Genomic DNA, 14,469 nt, shown 5'->3' with positions numbered 1-14,469 from the left:
GAGGGTCATCGCCCCTCGCTGCCGACGTTGCGCATGAACTCCAGAGCCTGTGCCCGATCATCGGCGGTTTTGAGAGTCTTCCAGAGCCGTAGGCACTCGAACTCCTGCTCTATGGCCAAACGCGCATATTCCAGGCCGTCTTGGAGAATTCTCAGGGATGAACAAGCTGCGACGACCGCCTGATCGTCAGGACTGAGGTGATAGGCGTATCTGACCGAACTACAGCACGTTGCCAGCGCGGTGTTTAGGATGTGACCTGTCAACTTGCTGAGCGGCTCGAACAGGGAAAAGTCAAGTTTTTGTTTCTTCGCGATTCGATCTATTTCAAAATGTAGATCCGTTGAGAGTCGAGAGAGCCACGGGAAGATGTGGTTGAACCTATCGTCCTCTTTGACGATACGTCCAACGAAGAATGACTCTCGTTTATTCAGCACAAGGATCTCGATGTGTGGCGACCACGCCGCGAACTGCCAATCGTAATGGCTTAGCGAGTCCTCCGATGGATGGTTGTGCCACTGCCGCACGCCCGTGCGGGCCTTGATCGCCGCTTCCATCTTGTCCGTTGAAGGCGCGGCTTTCACGCCGACCGACATGTCGTGCACTACCGTCCCCGACGCGTCGAGGCAGCGCAAATTTTCCCAATTCTCATTCGCCGGGTTGCGGGCGAACTCGAGTATCGCGGTGAAATGCGATTCCTCGAACGGGGTGAAGGTGCGATTTATCGGAGCCGGACCGGCAGCGGCGGGATCAGTGAACCATCTGGACGTCATCGTGTGCACGTGGGGACGCAACGACTCGGCGGCAACCTTGTGGCGCGCTCATCGAGGCAGATCCACTTATCTGAAGCGTCATTAGAGGAACGGGAGGAAGGCTCCTTATGGAAGCGGTTAGCGCTGGACCTCGATCAGCCAAGAGGGGGGTAAAGGCGCGGGAACCAGCGTTCGACCACGCCGATCGGAAATCCCAGCCGTACCGGACCCTTCTCGCTGTTGGACACCAGCAGGTTCAATCCGATCAGCTTGCTGAGTACCGACCGAGCCTGCCTCTCCTCGTAGCCGGTTAGATCGCCAGCCCGTCCGCGAGAAAATTCCCCAGCTAGAGCCGCTTCGCGCAGGAGCGGCCAGCTGCCCTTCGGTAGACGCCTCGCGCGCACCTCCTCGGTCGCCCAGATCTCCATCCGGGTTAGAAGCTCCTGCGGCTCGAACAGGGCGTCCATGAACGTCACTTGGTCCAAGCAGGCATTGAGGAAGAAAGCGGAGAACTCCTCCAACCCTGCGAGGGAGAGATTGCCTCGTCCGTCTAGATCGCCGCGCCGTGGCTCGTCTGCGGCCTGCAGAGCTGCCTTGTAGGCCTGCTGCTGCCTGGCGAGGCCGCGGGCTACCGACCAAAGGCTCGAGCCGACGTTCAGTTCGCGTAGCAGGGCGTATGAGAACAGCCGCGCCACCCGGCCGTTGCCGTCGAGGAAAGGATGGATCCAGAGCAGCCGGTGATGGGCAGCACCGACGGCGATGATGCGGCGAAGGCGTCCGAGGCTGCCGCTGCCGTACGCAGCCACAAACCGCTCCAGGAACGCCGGCAACTCTGCTGGCTCCGGAGCGATGTGCCGGCCAACGCGGACATGGGTTTCACGCAGGGCTCCCGGCACGACCGGTAGGCGCTCGCCCGTTTCGCGGTTCTCCACCCACAGCAGCTCGTCCGGCAGCCGGGCACAGAACTCTCGATGGACCCAGAGCAGGAAATCGACGGAGACGACCGGCGCGGGCGCTTGGCCTCGGTCGATCATTTGCTGAACCTCGATGTGCGCTCGCGCCTCTAGCTGCAGGTTCCGCTGGGCACGATCGTGGGCAAAGTCGCCTGCCAGTGCGCGATCGATATCGACTGGATGGGTGTCGTGGCCCTCGATGAGGTTGGAGTAGTAGCAGTTCATCGCCCGGACGAGGTCGCCGAGGCTTTCCTGCATGATCGGGTGAACACGGCCGGCTAGTCGGCCAGCACGATCCACAAGGTCCGTAGCCAGGTCCTCAAGCTTCTGTCGGCGGTCCTCGGGGACCAGGGGTTCGATAGCGTAGAGAGTGGTCAACATTTTGCCGGTCTTTTTGCCGGTTAGATCGTGAAGCACACCAGGGGTTTAAGTCAAACCCGGTGGGGCCAAATTGCCGGTTTTTTTGCCGGTCGATCTGGAGGACTGGCTGGTGGCCGATGCGGTAGCTCCTTCCTGTTCCCTTCCCTCTGCAGGTCTCCCGGAGCTCCACCTTCGGCGTATCGAACCCACGGGGCGGATGGCCCGCTTCTGCAGCCTGTCGATCACCCGATCGCTTTTCGACGAGAGCCGTCTTCAGATCCGTTGGGCCGCATCGGTACACCTGGTCGGGCGCGAACGGAGCAGTTTGCTTGCGATGCCCAGGCTGCCGAGGCCGCATGGCGGACCGAGGGCGCAAACTGCGAAGGGGCTACCGGGCTGTCTAGAGAAGGCCTGGAGCGCATCTGAGAGGGGTAGCGCCGATTGCGAATGGCAACTGCGACGTAGGTGACATGGTGCGAAGGCGCCCCTTGCCGTAGCTCGGCGTATGGCTTCCGATTTCGCTCCCACCATGCTCCCCGATGCCGCAGCCGTATGGCGCAGTGTCCTCGAGGATCTGCCCGAACATGGCTCGCCCTGCCGATACCTCTCACCAGCGAGATGGGTTGCGCTCCGAGCCAATGCGATCGGCTTCTGTGACCGGTTCGGTGCTGAAGCGCATCGGCTTGGCTGGACGGCACCGGAGCTGTTTGCCGTCCATCCTGAGCACGGTACGTTGCGCGTCGAATTCTGCGGTGTTCTGATGGTGGTAAGCGAGCCCGCCCGAGGCGTCGAAGCGCAGCGGATCCTCTTCGAGCGGCTCACCGGCTACCGGAACAAAGTCGGCCAGCAATGGGGTATCCCGATCTGGGAGTTCGCCAGGAAGGGAGCAGGCCGTTGAGACGCCGACTCTGGGTGCGGATCGGTAGTCTGGAGGCACTGATCGGTTTGGCGGTCGTAGTGACCGGTCTGGCCGCCTGTGGCTTGGCCGGGGTGGTCCCGTAGAGCCCACGAGCTGTTCGCAGCCGTCGAGGCGAACAGAGAGGGAAGGGCGGATGATCCTCCCAGCTCAACGAGGCTTCGGCATACCGTCGCGGATCTGCTCGGCGAGGAACATCTCAGCACGTCGCCAAGCCTCGTCAGTGTCCCCGCGGAAGTTGAGGTCGCGGGTGTAGATATCTCTGCCGGTCCGGGCGTCGACGAGTCGGGCCCATAGCTGCATGATGAGGGTGCTGCTCTTGTGCACGACACCGATGAAGATCGCGTCCGCTCCTTGAGCTTGTGCAAATTTCAGCAGGCACGGGACGCTCTCGGATGGGCAGCCGTTCCGAAGCTGATCGGCCGGGATGACGGTCGCCCGGTACAGCCCTGAACGGGTCAGGTCGGTTGCCAGTTCGTCGGCCATGCCGATCAGCCGTCCGGCATGCTGCGAAGTTTGATCGGTCGGTTCGCCGGACGTGTCGAGTAGCTTGATCGGCAGCACGACGAGCGAGGTAGCTCTCGCCTCGTTCGCGGGCGCATGTTGACCAGCGAGCAGGCCCAGCAATAGCCCCGCAGCCACGATCCTGAGGCGGCGCTTCCCGCCAGAGATGGAGGTCGTCCTTTCAGTTCGCATCGTTGCGCTCCAATGCTCCTCGAAAGTGTCAGGTGGCGGTGGCTATCTGCTCCTCGAGCAACGCCCTGAACTCCGGGATGCCGAAGGTCGCTATGACCGCTGGGCTCTCATCGAGGAGTTCGTAGACAGGCCCGTCGATGTCGCGATTTGTGAAGTAGACGATCACGTCCTGATCGCCGCCACCTTCCGTGTGCGGCTCGCCCCCCGCCATGCCAGCGACATAGCTGCCGACCGGGCGCACTTCCTTCAGCGTTCCGTCCGGTCGGTAAATCCTCAGCTCGCCCTGTAGGACGAGTGTTCGGTAGGCTGCCCCATGTCTATGCAGGGCGATCCGCTCGTTCGCAGCGAACTTGAAGAGCAGGTCGACGATCCGCGCATCCTCGTCGACGCTCAGGATGTGAAAGGCGGCGTGATCGAAGCCTTCGACGGTCCGCCACGGGATGTTGCGGTCATCGAATGCGAGCGTTGCCATGGCGTCCTCCGGTGGCGTCTTGGCCGTTTCCGGGCACTGGTGTCCTGGAGCAGGGATCCCAAGCCCCTCGCTCGCAGGTCTGCTCAGACCTATGCCATCGTCCCCGTCCGCTCTTGCCATTTGGTGCCAACGCCTCGACCCTCGAGGAGGGAGACGCTCATGCCGGGACATGGCCTGACGAGAGCACGGACGATGGGGCCGATCGCAGAGGCCGTGATGGCTGCTGGCGGATCGCCTGCCCGCGTGTTTGGCCGAGCTGATATACCGCTGACACTCCTCGACGAACCGGACCGTCTGATCCTGCTGCGCGACCAGCTCAAACTGGTCGATTCCGCTATCCGCGAGATCGGCGATCCCGCCCTTCCGGCGAGGCTCTCAACCCGAGCCGGCATTGCCGCCCTCGGCCCTATCGGCGTCCAGGTTCGCGCTGCTGAAACCCTTGGCGAGGCTCTGGCGCGCGTAGAAGCGGTGACGCCGATCCTACTCCAAACCGCCACCTGGACAGGGGTACGCCTGGACGGTGCGAATGCCCTCTACGGATACGCGGTTGCCGAACGGACTGAGTGTGGGCGGCAAGCGAACGAAATCCTGGCGCTCGGCTACCTGCTGGGCACGGTGCGGCACTTCCTCGGCCGGGCATGGCAGCCGGCTCAGGTTGTTGTCACAGGCGCCCACCTGCCCGGACGCGCTGAGATCGAGGGCTTGTTCGGCTGTGAGATCGCGTTCGGACCGCGCGCCGGCCTGATTTTTCCGACCCTTCACCTCGATGCACGGAACCCGAACCCCTACGAACCTGGCGATCCGGATGCGTCTCAGGACGAACCGATCTGCGACGACCTTGCTGCCTGCGTTGCACACCTGATCGAGCTCGATTTGAGCGAAGCGAGGCCCTCAATCGACGCGGTCGCCCGTCGCCTCGGCCTTTCCCGTCGAACTCTGCAGCGTCGGCTGGAGGACACCGGTACGCGCTACGTCGACATCCAGCATCATGTCCGAGCTCGGCGTGCGAAGGTGCTTCTCGCCGGTGCAAACCTCTCGATCGGACAGATTTGTCAGGCGACACGGCAAACTGACCCCCTGACGCCATGAGGACCTGACCCCCTCGATGAGCGAGGAGGTCGAGATGATCAGGAACGAAGATCAGGCTCTTCAGCGGACAGACGATCCGCGGAGGGCCGAGATGAAGACGCCGGACGACGTATCGGCGATGGTGCGGCTGAAGGCGCTGGGCTGGGGTGCCAAGCGGATCGCGACCGAGCTCGGCTGTTCGAAGAACACGGTCAAGCACTGGCTCCGTCAGGGTGATTGGCGCCCCTCTAAAACGCCTTCACGATCGAAGCGGCTCGACGGCTTGACGGACTGGTTGGCCGAACGGTTCCGGCAGCATGCCGGCAACGCCGACGTCGTGCGCCAGGACCTCGCCAACGAGAAGGACATCCACGTCAGCCTGCGCACCGTGGAACGGGCTGTGGCGCCGTTGCGGCGGGACCTGGTGATCGCCGCGCGGGCGAGCGTGCGGTTCGAGACGCGGCCAGGCGAGCAGATGCAGATCGACTTCGGCGAGCGGCGGATCGAGATCGGCGGTGTGCCAACCCGGGTCTCGCTGTTCGTTGCGACGCTCGGTTACTCGCGTCGACTGCACGTGCGCGCCTTCGGCCACGAGCGGCAGGAGGACTGGTTCGCCGGATTGGAGAGCGCCTTCCAGGCCTTCGGCGGTGTGCCGCGTGAGGTGCTGCTCGACAATGCCCGCGCCCTGGTCCTGCACCATGACCCGATCAGCCGCGAGGTCATCCTGCATCCGCGGTTGCACGCCTTCTCCCGGCATTGGGGCTTCCGGGTGCGGGCCTGCGCCCCGTACCGGGCGCGCACGAAGGGCAAGGACGAGCGCGGCGTTGGCTACGTCAAAAGGAACGCTGTAGCCGGCCACCGCTTCGCGAGCTTTGCCGCCCTGGAGGCGCATCTCGATGCCTGGACGCGGGATGTGGCCGACCGGCGCGCGCACGGCACGACCGGTGAGGCGCCGGGCGCGCGGTTCGCCCGGGACGAGGCCCGGGCGCTGCAGCCCCTGGCGGGCGTGCCGCCGTTCTCCGCCGCACGCGATCTCGTGCGCCGGGTCGGGGCAGACTGCGCGGTCAGCGTCGACGGCAACGCCTACTCGGTGCCGTGGCGGCTGATCGGCGAGCGGGTTCGCGTCACCGTGAGCGGAGCGGTGGTGCGCGTCCACCACGGCGGACGTGAGGTCGCCGTGCACGCCGCGTTGAAGGGGCGCCACGGCCGTGTCGTCGACGATGCCCATCTGGCCGGGCTTGTGGGTAGCCGAGAGCGACCGGCTCACCGGCTCGACCCGTCGCCCATCATGCCGCCGGCGCTGTTGCGGCCGCTGGCCGAGTACGAGGCGGTCGCCGGGGGAGGCTTCTGATGGACCATGACCACCTCACCCTGCTGCTCGACCGCCTGAAGCTGACGGCCATGCGCGATCAGCTCGATAGCCTGATCGACGAGGCCGGCCGGGGCGAGCTGACGATCCGTGAGGCGCTGACCCTGTTCTGCGAGCGTGAGGTCGCTCGGCGTGACCAGCGCCGCATCGACATGGCCTTTGGTCTGGCTCGCTTCCCCTTCGTGCGGGACCTGACCGGCTTCGACTTCGGCGCCCAACCCTCGCTGGACAAGGCGCAGATCCGTGAACTCGCCACCGGCCGCTTCATCGCCAATGGCGAGGCGGTGCTGTTCCTCGGGCCGCCCGGCGTGGGCAAGACGCACTTGGCGGTGGCGATCGGGCGCGCGGCGATTGTGGCCGGCTATGGCGTGCTGTTCACCCCGGCCACGACGCTCGTGGCGCAGCTGGCCAAGGCGCATGCTGAGGGTCGGTTGGAGGAGCGGCTGACGCACTACGCCAAGCCGAAACTGCTGATCATCGACGAGCTCGGCTATCTGCCGTTCGAGCCGGATGCCGCGCATCTGTTCTTCCAGCTCGTCAGCCGCCGCTACGAGCGGGGCGCGATGCTGGTGACGTCGAACCGAGCGGTAGGCGAGTGGGGGAGCGTGTTCGGCGATGCGGTGGTGGCCACCGCGATCCTCGATCGGCTGCTGCACCACAGCCACGTCGTCACCATCCGCGGCGACAGCTACCGGCTTCGTGAGAAGCGTCGCAGCGGCCTCCTGCAAAAGGCGGCTGCGGTCCCCCAACCCACACCCGTCTAGGCGTGTGAAATTAGCATAGGGGTCAGATCCTCATGACGCGAAGAGGTCAGTTCCGGATGTCGCTTGATAAGATTGCGCTCGAGCTCGGCTACACGGATGCCTCGCATTTCACGCGAGCCTATCTGGAGTGGACCGGTCTGACGCCGAGTCAGTGGCGCCGGAACGTCCACCTCCGGTGAGATGCACCATGCAGATCCTCCAGATACATGACGTTCCACCGACGGCCCCGATCGTCGTTGATCCCCGGGCTGTGCTCCCGATCCTTGGCCAACGGGCGATCCGCGCAAATTGGGAGGTCGCTGGCGTCGCTCGTCACGGTGAAGCACTCATAGTCACTGGGGAGGAAGCTGCTGATCGACTCGAAGCGCTGTCCCGGTCGACAGTTCGGATCCCGGGTGGGCTGCTAGTCGAGCTCATCCATCAGACGGCGCAGGTCATCTGGGGCGAATTCAAGGCCTTCGAGGAGGGAGAGGAAGCGCCCTGGGTGATCCTCCGGGCGATCGACAGCACATGGTGCGAGGTGGAAACGGACGACGAGTCCGTCTTGGATCAGGTGCGCAGGACCTTCGCGGACGTTCGGGCAGGCTTGCTAGCGGCCGTCATTTCCACGCTGCGGTCGAGGCGGGCTGACCTCGAAGGCCGCGGGGTCGTCAGCGCGTCCGTGTTCGGCTCTACCGCTCGTGGCGAGGAGCGGCCCGACAGCGACATCGACATCGTCGTCGACATCTCTCCTGACGTCCGGATCTCGCTTACGGGCTTCGCGGTCCTCCAGGCCGACCTGCAGGAGATGCTCGGTCGCAGGGTCGACCTAGTCGAGTGGCGGAACCTTGAGCCCCACCTGCTGCCGTCGGTTAGGCGCGACGCCGTCCAAATGTTCTGATGGCGTGGGACCTCGCCTTCCTGCTCGCCGATGAACGCCGATGAACGCCGATGATCCTGCACGCGGTGCGGCTTTAGAACCTCAATTCGCGATTCAGTACGGTCGTCGTCTGGTCGAGGACACGCAACCAGAGTTCGTCCCCGAGGATGCAGAATTCGGCGAGGAATAGCAGCGCACGGATTTCGGCCAGCTTGACGAAATGTGGCAAAGCTTGCCGCTCCGACGCAGATAGCGGGCGTACGCGTTCGTAACCTGACAGGAGCGCAGCAATGAGCGCCCCTGTCTTCGCCGGATCACCGCGTACGAAATGCCAAGCCGCAGTCCCGAGATCGAGCACGTAGGGGCCATGGCCACAATCGTCGAAATCGAAGAAGCCGATGGTGCCATTCTTAGCCACTGCGTTGGCTAGCCGGGCATCCCCGTGACAGTTTCCCGATGGGAGATCGCGCGTCGCAGGATCACCCAGCAGCTCCGCTCGGCATCTGTTTACGGCTTGCCGCACAGTTTCGCTGCCGGAGATATGCATCAACGACGCGACGGGGTGTGCGCACAGTGTTGTAAGATCGAGTGGACGCGCACCGCCAGCTTCGATCTCGGCGAGAGCCCCATGCAGCTGCGCCAACGCCGAGCCGAACAGCACTACGTCTTCCGGGGCGTCGGCGATCGGCCGGCCGTCGAGGGCGTGGAACAGGCCGGCAACACGGTCTACGCCGTCGAACGGCACGCGCGCGCAATCCTGACCATCCACAGTTGGGATTGGTCGCGCCACGTCGATGCCCGGCGTCAACCGGACCTCGTGCAGGAGGCGCATCTCGAACCTGATCTCGGCTGCGGAACGGCCTGTGGGCCGGTAGAGGCGCAAGTAGTAGGCATTGTCGTCGGCGGTGAGACTGTAGGTTCGGTTCGCGCCTGGGACTACCAATGAGCAGTTGGCGAACACGCGCCCATAGCGCTGCGAGAGGGCGCGGAGATCGATGTCGCTCATTGAGCAGCCTACCATGCCCGGCACCGGCCGGGGAGTACTGTCTATGTCCGCCATGGGTGGCTTCTTGCCCGTCCGCTTCCGAGCAGCAATAGATTGAAGCGGACGTCAACTACGCTCCCAACCCAAAGCGATTGGCAAGGCAGTGGCGTCTCCTAGTTTTAATTCGGCCTGGAACGCTGCCAAAAAATATTGATAAACTAGGTGCGGCGGCAGAAACATTAAAATCGAAATGACGACCGCGGATTTTTTAGCTGAGATATCCATCAACATGCAAATCGCAAGCAGAAATATTGCAATGAGATAGATTTTTACACCTCGAAAAATGGCAATTCCAAAACTCGGGACGTCCAAGAAGAAATCGTAGAAAAATTGATAGAAGCTAATCATTTTGCCTGCTCGATGGACCGCCGCATCAAGGTAGACGAAGATCTTGTACGTCCGCTTTCCCTCCCGCTGTAAGCAGTCATTCGATACATTTAGTCATGAACAGCCCCACATCGCAGCTGCGCTTGTTCAGGCCAGCGTGCGCTATAAAGTAGAAGAATGCGGCGAAGAACAGCGCGCCTGCCAGAGCAGCGAGTGTCAATGTCCTGATGATCGATTTGAGCATCAACGGTCTCCAGCGTAGGTCCGCTTCTCGCACTAGACCGAACTTGCCAAACCGACGACGAGTGATCACTCTTATGAAGCGCCCAAAGCGATGCCGGTGGCTGAGTTGCGGCGAAAGCGGACGGTCACCTGGGGAAGAACTCTGCTAGTCCGCTTCTCAACGACAAAGCCCTCAAACGGACGTTGTCGCACCGTCTGCTCCGTGGAAGTCACTCTCGGCTTGCCTGCATCATGAACTTACTCTCGCGCCTTGCATTGTAGTGTCATGGTACGATTTGGACGAAATGCCCATGTTGTAGTCAAAATAACTGGCCTCGTTTCTCGGATAGTTCGCCAAAATTCCTCGAAAAGCGGCGTAAGATCACAATCTCCATTGAAATAAAATTCGAATTTGATGTGGTCGCATTTTCCGCCCGTAACGGCGCGATCTTCAATTGGGTCGCGACAATACATAAAATCAATCAAACGGTTTACGCGAAAATTTGGCCTAGGGTTGCCAAGATCACTTTGCATAATCTTTTTTTCTATAATTACGACCTGATCGCTAAATTCACGATTGGAAACGATAGTTACTCCGTCTTTTGTAAGGCGATCTCTAATAAATTCGCTAAATCCAATGATTATGGGTTTACTGGGGAAGGTCCTGAGTTCTAGCGCTCGGCTGGCAACGAAACGTTCGCCATCGAAATTTCGCGTTTCGGAGGCTACAACGGGTATAGTGCCAGCCTCGACTGGCGATCCTGGATATAGTTCTTCCAATTCCGTGTGTGCAAAAACGTAGAGGAAGGCGGCGAAGAAAAGCACTCCAGTGAACAAGACGTGTCCAACGAGTAAAATTGACCTGACGAACGACCTCAGCACCCGCAACCTCTCAGCATAAGACCTCCACTGCCCGCCGTTAGCCAGAGTGGCCGCGTGGCAGTTAATAGCGGCTTTCGGAGATCAGCATAGGCTGCTTGTATGCCCAACTTGGGCCGCCATCGGACTGGCCGCCTGGGGTGGTTTTCTGCCCGTCCGCTTTCTGACAGCGGGCGCACTGGCGCGGACGTCACATTCTCGCCTAGTCTCAAAAACGCCTTACCCACAGAGGCTCTTGTATTCTAGATCATCGCTGCTCATGCCACTTCTTTCCGGAGGTCGTTGGCCTGCAGGAGTGAACGTTACATCCTCCCCGCGGACGGAGTCTCGAGGAATTGCTTTGAGGCTAAACTGTCCGAGATACGAAAGATTTCGAATTAAATCTGCATCGAGCGAACAACGATGCGTGATAGTTCCGCTGATTACGTCTATGTCATATGCGCCAAACCGCAGGACTATATAGTAATGTGAATTTTCCTTACTGGAGAAAAGAGGCCCTCCTGACCAGTAAGGCTTTTTAAAAACTTCTTCGCCCGCTTCAGCGATTACGTTTCCGCCACGTGATATGCTGACGCGCTGGTCCATTCTCCAGTTCCAAATTACCGTAAAATTAAGATCGATGTTTGCATCAATAGGAATTGTTACTGTCCGCTCTTTTTTTGTTGAATAATGCCATGCCAAGATGCCGATAGCAGGGAGTCCTATTACCAGTGCGAATGTGATCGCGATCGGCTTGATAATGAAGCGGAAAATCTCTCTATTTGCCATTGCTATACGTTCAATTTGTGCTGTTGCGATGACCCGCGTGCTTATGTAATTTACTTCTATTATACGTTTGGTTCCATACTCTTAAGATCGTCGCAGGCAGAACGTCCTTGCCAGAAATGGATCAACATCCCCATCCCACCACGAACCGAAGTAGCTGAATGGCGGGCCATCGTCCGCTTTGGAGGAGAGCCGATGGCGTTCTAGGCGGCTGCGTTGGGTCGGAAGCGGGACGGCTGCTCAGTGGGTATTCGCGACCTTCTGTTTACGGGCAGCGCACACTTCGAACGGATTTCGAAGTAGCGTCCTCTCTCAGCATTCAGCGTAAGATGCTATCCCCCACGGCATCACTCCTTATTGGCAGAGTTGGCCGCTATAACGGCACCAATAACAATAACAGCAATTGCGCCAGGTAGCAGCGCAAAAAAAATAATAGCTCCAATCATAAGGGCAAGCTCTGTCGTCTCATGGCGGTCGTCGCATTGATGGTGCTCTTTATGCGCCGGATGTCCGCTTACCGGAAGGGGCACGGATCATGTGAATGACTTGCATGGGTCGGTAGCAGCCTCTCACGGCAGGTGCCAAGCAGTAGCTTCGGCCGCAAGAGCGGCGGCAGGAAACGGTGGATGGTGACGAAATTCTCGTCAGGATGGACGTTGCCGTCGACGACAGGTCGGTGACGTCGACGAACGAGGGACACCGGCGAGATGGCTGCCGCCATTGCGGCGATGGCCGAGTTCATAGTTTGCCGCGGGACAGGCTGACCGCTTTCAGGAGGCCCAAAGAAGGGAAGCCCAAAGAATCGGCAGCACGCCCAACTTGGTTCGGAATCAGACAAGGTGTCTGGACGAGAAGCTTCCTGTCGCTCAGGCTTCCGGTAGCGCTGACGCTGACCAGCCGATCGACTGTCTCAGGAAGCTCAGCCCCAGCGCCATGAAAGCGGCGGTCTCGGCGTTGTCCTTGCCGTAGCCGTGCCCTCCAGCCGCGGGCTCGTAGAACGCTGCCGCGTACCCCAGGGCCCGCAGCTTCGCAGCCATCTTGCGCGCGTGGCCGGGATGTACCCGGTCATCCCCGCGGCTCGTCGCCAGCAGGATCGGCGGGTAGGGACGGCCCGCTTCGGCGACGTGGTAGGCCGAGATGCCGCCCAGATACGCCCAGTCGGCCGCGTCGTCCGGATCTCCGTACTCCGCGATCCAGCTCGCGCCAGCCAGGAGCTTGGCGTACCGGCGCATGTCGATCAGTGGGATCGTGCAGAACAGCGCCCCGAACCGTTCGGGAAAGCGCGTCAGCATGTTGGCGATCAGCAGTCCGCCGTTCGATCCGCCCTCCGCCGCGATCCGACCCGGCCGGGTCACGCCGCGTGATACGAGATCCGCCGCCACCGCGGCGAAGTCCTCATGCGCGCGCGCCTTACCCTCCCGGCGACCCGCCTCATGCCAGCCGGTGCCGAACTCGCCGCCGCCGCGGATGTTGGCGGTCACGGCGGTCCCACCCCGCTCAAGCCACAGCTTGCCCAGCACGCCCCGATAGACCGGCAACGTCGAAGCCCGGAAGCCGCCGTAGGCGGTGAGGTGGACCGGCGCGTCGCCGTCCGTCCCGTCCGGTCCGGTCTGCACATAGGGCACGCGCGTCCCGTCCGATGAGACCGCCTCGTGGCGCGTCACGCGCAGGCCACGCGCGTCGAAGGCCGGGGGCGTCCGACGCAGCACGGCGGGGGCGTCGAGACTGGGCGGAAAGGCCAGCAGCGTCGTGGGTGTGACGGGGTCCTGCACGGTGGCGAGCAGGCTGCCGTCAGCGGTCTCGGCGTGATCATCGAGGGGCCAGACGCCGACGGTGCCGAGCCCGGGCAGCCCAGGCAATGGCCGCCGCGTCCAGCCCTCCGGTTCCCGTTCGCAGACCGTGTAGATCGGCCGCAGGTCGTCGAGGGCGCCCACGATCAGTCGCCCAGCGGACCAGAACACCCCTTGGAGCGCCAACCTATCTCCCGGCCGCCACAGGACCTCGAACGTGCGCTCCCCCGCGAGGAAATCGGGCAGCCCGATCGTCAGGACGGTGTCGGCCGCGTGCTCCAAGCCGTCCACGATCCACGGTCGTCGCAGACGCACGGAGAGGCGGTCACGATGCAATTGCACACCCGCGTGCGTGGGCAGGTCGAGGCGCAGGCGCGGGCCTTCGCGGTCGCCGATGTGCAGGGCTGTGTCGAAGAATCCGATCTGCTCGGCGAACGTCAGCCTTTCGACTCCAGTCTGATGGTCCACACCTCCCCAGACGCCCATGCTGCGCTCGGTGGTCTCGAACACGACCGGGGCGTCGAGAGGGTCCGCGCCGCGCCGCCAGAGGCGCACGGTGCGCGCGTAGCCGGACTGCGTGGCCATGCCGGGTCCAAACGCGCTGGACAGAAGCAGCGTGTCGCGGTCGAGCCAGACCGCGCCGCCCTTGGCCTCGGGTAGGATGAAGCCGTCCGCGACGAAAGCGCGGGTCGGCAGGTCGAACTCGCGCAGGACGACGGCGTCGCCGCCGCCCCGGCTGAGGCGCAGCATCGCGCGGTCGTAGCTGTCGCGGAGGGGCACCGACCCTGACCAGACCCAATCCTCGTTCTCGCGCGCGGCGAGCGCGTCGAGGTCGAGCAGGATCTCCCAGATCGGATCGCCTGCGCGGTAGGTCGCCTCGTCGGTCCGCCTCCACAGGCCGCGGGGATGCGCGTCATCCCGCCAGAAATTGTAGAGCAAGCCGCCGCGACGGCTGACGAAAGGAATGCGGTCGGGCCGGTCGAGCAGGTCGCGGGCGAGGTCGCGGTCACGGGCGAAGGCGGCGTCGCCGTAGCGGGCCAGCGTCTCGGCGGTTCGGGCCTCGACCCAGGCGAGGGCGTCGACGCCGTCGATCTTCTCCAGCCAGAGATACGGGTCGTCGTCGGGCCGTGCGCGGGTGGGCCTTGGGTCGAACGGCGTCACGGTCGATGGGCTCATGCCCGTCACAATAATCCGAGCGCTCGTCGATCACGAGCGGGGGACGGTGCGAGCGTTAA

15 protein-coding genes are annotated in these 14,469 nt (G+C 62.5%); 5 read left to right on the top strand and 10 right to left on the bottom strand.

Features of this window, described 5'->3' with window-relative positions:
- Positions 1-5: 5 nt before the first annotated feature.
- From MCBMB27_RS29970 to MCBMB27_RS28155, 5 genes are all read right to left on the bottom strand, one after another.
- Complete coding sequence (locus MCBMB27_RS29970) at positions 6-770, bottom strand: hypothetical protein (protein ID WP_139231692.1); 765 nt, start codon at positions 768-770, stop codon at positions 6-8.
- 134 nt (positions 771-904) lie between these two features.
- Positions 905-2,083, bottom strand: coding sequence for a Fic family protein (locus MCBMB27_RS28170; RefSeq protein WP_075382197.1), 1,179 nt, complete (start codon positions 2,081-2,083; stop codon positions 905-907).
- A 586-nt stretch (positions 2,084-2,669) separates the two neighbouring features.
- Entirely contained in the window at positions 2,670-2,912 is a 243-nt protein-coding gene (locus MCBMB27_RS30945; RefSeq protein WP_159020408.1) for a hypothetical protein, read from the bottom strand.
- Positions 2,913-3,128: 216 nt separating this feature from the next.
- Positions 3,129-3,674, bottom strand: coding sequence for a DUF2380 domain-containing protein (locus MCBMB27_RS28160; protein ID WP_083683971.1), 546 nt, complete (start codon positions 3,672-3,674; stop codon positions 3,129-3,131).
- A gap of 28 nt (positions 3,675-3,702) precedes the next feature.
- On the bottom strand, positions 3,703-4,146 hold the full coding sequence (locus MCBMB27_RS28155) for a cupin domain-containing protein (RefSeq protein ID WP_075382195.1): 444 nt from the start codon (positions 4,144-4,146) through the stop codon (positions 3,703-3,705).
- A 192-nt stretch (positions 4,147-4,338) separates the two neighbouring features.
- On the opposite strand from MCBMB27_RS28155, the gene MCBMB27_RS28150 reads away from it, so the two are divergent.
- The 5 genes from MCBMB27_RS28150 (at position 4,339) to MCBMB27_RS28985 (ending at position 8,227) form a co-directional block, all read left to right on the top strand.
- Positions 4,339-5,235, top strand: a complete 897-nt coding sequence (locus MCBMB27_RS28150) for an AraC family transcriptional regulator (protein ID WP_236953030.1) — start codon at positions 4,339-4,341, stop codon at positions 5,233-5,235.
- A 91-nt stretch (positions 5,236-5,326) separates the two neighbouring features.
- Positions 5,327-6,565 carry an IS21 family transposase gene (istA, locus tag MCBMB27_RS28145; protein WP_075381867.1) on the top strand — a complete coding sequence of 413 codons (1,239 nt, stop codon included), beginning with the start codon at positions 5,327-5,329 and terminating at the stop codon, positions 6,563-6,565.
- Complete coding sequence (istB, locus tag MCBMB27_RS28140) at positions 6,565-7,347, top strand: IS21-like element helper ATPase IstB (protein WP_170861908.1); 783 nt, start codon at positions 6,565-6,567, stop codon at positions 7,345-7,347. Before istA ends, istB begins: the two co-directional genes overlap by 1 nt.
- 32 nt (positions 7,348-7,379) lie before the next feature.
- Positions 7,380-7,526, top strand: coding sequence for a helix-turn-helix domain-containing protein (locus MCBMB27_RS28135; RefSeq protein WP_083683967.1), 147 nt, complete (start codon positions 7,380-7,382; stop codon positions 7,524-7,526).
- A gap of 8 nt (positions 7,527-7,534) precedes the next feature.
- Entirely contained in the window at positions 7,535-8,227 is a 693-nt protein-coding gene (locus MCBMB27_RS28985) for a nucleotidyltransferase family protein (RefSeq protein ID WP_083683965.1), read from the top strand.
- Between the two features lie 73 nt (positions 8,228-8,300).
- On the opposite strand, the gene MCBMB27_RS28125 is transcribed toward MCBMB27_RS28985, so the two are convergent.
- The 5 genes from MCBMB27_RS28125 to MCBMB27_RS28120 form a co-directional block, all read right to left on the bottom strand.
- Positions 8,301-9,212, bottom strand: coding sequence for a phosphotransferase (locus MCBMB27_RS28125; protein ID WP_075382225.1), 912 nt, complete (start codon positions 9,210-9,212; stop codon positions 8,301-8,303).
- A 105-nt stretch (positions 9,213-9,317) separates the two neighbouring features.
- Complete coding sequence (locus MCBMB27_RS29960; RefSeq protein WP_139231680.1) at positions 9,318-9,599, bottom strand: hypothetical protein; 282 nt, start codon at positions 9,597-9,599, stop codon at positions 9,318-9,320.
- Positions 9,600-9,675: 76 nt separating this feature from the next.
- Positions 9,676-9,822, bottom strand: coding sequence for a hypothetical protein (locus MCBMB27_RS29955; protein WP_159020406.1), 147 nt, complete (start codon positions 9,820-9,822; stop codon positions 9,676-9,678).
- A gap of 1,076 nt (positions 9,823-10,898) precedes the next feature.
- On the bottom strand, positions 10,899-11,447 hold the full coding sequence (locus MCBMB27_RS29950) for a hypothetical protein (protein WP_139231681.1): 549 nt from the start codon (positions 11,445-11,447) through the stop codon (positions 10,899-10,901).
- An 863-nt stretch (positions 11,448-12,310) separates the two neighbouring features.
- Positions 12,311-14,410 carry a prolyl oligopeptidase family serine peptidase gene (locus MCBMB27_RS28120; RefSeq protein ID WP_043350109.1) on the bottom strand — a complete coding sequence of 700 codons (2,100 nt, stop codon included), beginning with the start codon at positions 14,408-14,410 and terminating at the stop codon, positions 12,311-12,313.
- Positions 14,411-14,469: the final 59 nt, after the last annotated feature.

Source organism: Methylobacterium phyllosphaerae (assembly GCF_001936175.1).
GTDB classification, from domain to species: Bacteria; Pseudomonadota; Alphaproteobacteria; order Rhizobiales; family Beijerinckiaceae; genus Methylobacterium; species Methylobacterium fujisawaense.
This window is presented reverse-complemented; position numbering and strand designations above follow the sequence as displayed.

What these genes read in the sequence shown, in the direction of transcription:
- istB (WP_170861908.1), top strand. Translation starts at nt 6,565, where the DNA reads ATGGACCATGACCACCTCACCCTGCTGCTCGACCGCCTGAAGCTGACG.
- MCBMB27_RS28985 (WP_083683965.1), top strand. Translation starts at nt 7,535, where the DNA reads ATGCAGATCCTCCAGATACATGACGTTCCACCGACGGCCCCGATCGTC.
- MCBMB27_RS28120 (WP_043350109.1), bottom strand. Translation starts at nt 14,410, where the DNA reads ATGAGCCCATCGACCGTGACGCCGTTCGACCCAAGGCCCACCCGCGCA.
- MCBMB27_RS28155 (WP_075382195.1), bottom strand. Translation starts at nt 4,146, where the DNA reads ATGGCAACGCTCGCATTCGATGACCGCAACATCCCGTGGCGGACCGTC.
- MCBMB27_RS28170 (WP_075382197.1), bottom strand. Translation starts at nt 2,083, where the DNA reads ATGTTGACCACTCTCTACGCTATCGAACCCCTGGTCCCCGAGGACCGC.
- MCBMB27_RS29960 (WP_139231680.1), bottom strand. Translation starts at nt 9,599, where the DNA reads ATGATTAGCTTCTATCAATTTTTCTACGATTTCTTCTTGGACGTCCCG.
- MCBMB27_RS28125 (WP_075382225.1), bottom strand. Translation starts at nt 9,212, where the DNA reads ATGAGCGACATCGATCTCCGCGCCCTCTCGCAGCGCTATGGGCGCGTG.
- istA (WP_075381867.1), top strand. Translation starts at nt 5,327, where the DNA reads ATGAAGACGCCGGACGACGTATCGGCGATGGTGCGGCTGAAGGCGCTG.
- MCBMB27_RS29950 (WP_139231681.1), bottom strand. Translation starts at nt 11,447, where the DNA reads ATGGCAAATAGAGAGATTTTCCGCTTCATTATCAAGCCGATCGCGATC.
- MCBMB27_RS28150 (WP_236953030.1), top strand. Translation starts at nt 4,339, where the DNA reads ATGGGGCCGATCGCAGAGGCCGTGATGGCTGCTGGCGGATCGCCTGCC.
- MCBMB27_RS28160 (WP_083683971.1), bottom strand. Translation starts at nt 3,674, where the DNA reads ATGCGAACTGAAAGGACGACCTCCATCTCTGGCGGGAAGCGCCGCCTC.
- MCBMB27_RS28135 (WP_083683967.1), top strand. Translation starts at nt 7,380, where the DNA reads ATGACGCGAAGAGGTCAGTTCCGGATGTCGCTTGATAAGATTGCGCTC.
- MCBMB27_RS29970 (WP_139231692.1), bottom strand. Translation starts at nt 770, where the DNA reads ATGACGTCCAGATGGTTCACTGATCCCGCCGCTGCCGGTCCGGCTCCG.
- MCBMB27_RS29955 (WP_159020406.1), bottom strand. Translation starts at nt 9,822, where the DNA reads ATGCTCAAATCGATCATCAGGACATTGACACTCGCTGCTCTGGCAGGC.